Origin of the sequence: Prevotella sp. (assembly GCF_036570325.1) — a bacterium.
Classification (GTDB): domain Bacteria; phylum Bacteroidota; class Bacteroidia; order Bacteroidales; family Bacteroidaceae; genus Prevotella.
Genome location: NZ_DATCYK010000027.1, coordinates 1 through 2,064 on the forward strand (window position 1 = coordinate 1; position 2,064 = coordinate 2,064).

The window sequence follows — 2,064 nt, forward strand, 5'->3', positions numbered from 1 at the left end:
ATGAATATAAATTGTTGATACAACAAGCCAAGAAATAAAGTATTTATTAAATACTATTCTTTGTGAGAACCAAAATTGTGATGATTTTGAAAAATTGACTAAATAGGTCAAGCTACAAAGGGCGTATGGTGAATGCCTTGGCATCAGGAGCCGATGAAGGACGTGATAAGCTGCGATAAGCTTCGGGTAGGCGCACATAGCCAGAGATCCGAAGATTTCCGAATGAGGAAACTCACATGGGTTAACCCCATGTATCGTATAGTGAATACATAGCTATATGAAGGTAACCTAGGGAACTGAAACATCTAAGTACCTAGAGGAAGAGAAAGAAAAATCGATTTTCTTAGTAGCGGCGAGCGAAAAGGAAAGAGCCCAAACCAGAGATTTATCTCTGGGGTTGCGGACAGAACATTAACTTAGGAAGCTATTGTAATAGAACACAACTGGAAAGTTGGACCGTAGAAGGTAATAGTCCTGTATATGAAACGAGAAAGCCTAAAGTTCTGATCCAGAGTACCACGAGACACGTGAAACCTTGTGGGAAGCAGGGAGGACCACCTCCCAAGGCTAAATACTACCTGATGACCGATAGTGAAGCAGTACCGTGAGGGAAAGGTGAAAAGAACCCCGGGAGGGGAGTGAAATAGAACCTGAAACCGTATGCCTACAACCGATCAAAGCCCCTTATGAGGGTGATGATGTGCTTTTTGTAGAACGAGCCAACGAGTTACGGTATGTAGCAAGGTTAAGTACTTAAGGTACGGAGCCGAAGGGAAACCAAGTCTTAATAGGGCGACTAGTTGCATGCTGTAGACCCGAAACCGGGTGACCTATCCATGGCCAGGTTGAAGCGAGGGTAAAACCTCGTGGAGGACCGAACCACGTTGCTGTTGAAAAAGCATGGGATGAGCTGTGGATAGCGGAGAAATTCCAATCGAACTCGGAGATAGCTGGTTCTCCTCGAAATAGCTTTAGGGCTAGCGTCGAATGATATGAGTAGTGGAGGTAGAGCACTGAATGGGCTAGGGGGCATAGCGCTTACCGAACCTTATCAAACTCCGAATGCCACATACTTTTAATTCGGCAGTCAGACTACGAATGATAAGATCCGTGGTCAAAAGGGAAACAGCCCAGATCGTCAGCTAAGGTCCCAAAGTGTAAGTTAAGTGGGAAAGGATGTGGGATTTCTAAGACAACTAGGATGTTGGCTTAGAAGCAGCCACTCATTGAAAGAGTGCGTAATAGCTCACTAGTCGAGAGATCCTGCGCCGAAAATGTAACGGGGCTAAACTTACCACCGAAGCTACGGGTTCACACTTTGTGTGAGCGGTAGAGGAGCGTTGTAATCGGGCTGAAGTCGTACCGTAAGGAGCGGTGGACTGATTACAAGTGAGAATGTTGGCATCAGTAGCGAGATGTGGGTGAGAATCCCACAGGCCGAAAATCTAAGGTTTCCTCAGGAAGGTTCGTCCGCTGAGGGTTAGTCGGGACCTAAGCCGAGGCCGAAAGGCGTAGGTGATGGACAATCGGTTGATATTCCGATACCACTATTATCGTTATTATCGATGGTGTGACGGAGAAGGATAGGATGTGCTAGCTATTGGATGCTAGTCTAAGCGTTTAGGGAGTTAAGGTAGGCAAATCCGCTTTAACAATCCTGAGGCGTGATGGGGAAGGTTCTACGGAACCGAAGTATCTGATTCCATGCTTCCAAGAAAAGCATCTAGAGAGAAAAATAGTGCCCGTACCGCAAACCGACACAGGTAGATGAGGAGAGAATCCTAAGGCCCGCGGAAGAATTGCAGTTAAGGAACTAGGCAAATTGACCCCGTAACTTCGGGAGAAGGGGTGCCTGCGAGAGCAGGCCGCAGAGAATAGGCCCAAGCAACTGTTTAGCAAAAACACAGGTCTCTGCTAAAGCGAAAGCTGATGTATAGGGGCTGACGCCTGCCCGGTGCTGGAAGGTTAAGGGGAACACTTAGCGCAAGCGAAGGTGTGAACTTAAGCCCCAGTAAACGGCGGCCGTAACTATAACGGTCCTAAGGTAGCGAAATTCCTTGTCAG

At 47.1% G+C, this 2,064-nt stretch carries 1 rRNA gene; it reads left to right on the top strand.

The features are described from left to right. Window positions 1-105 precede the first annotated feature (105 nt). Window positions 106-2,064, top strand: a 23S ribosomal RNA gene (locus tag VIR50_RS02200); the annotation flags it as partial.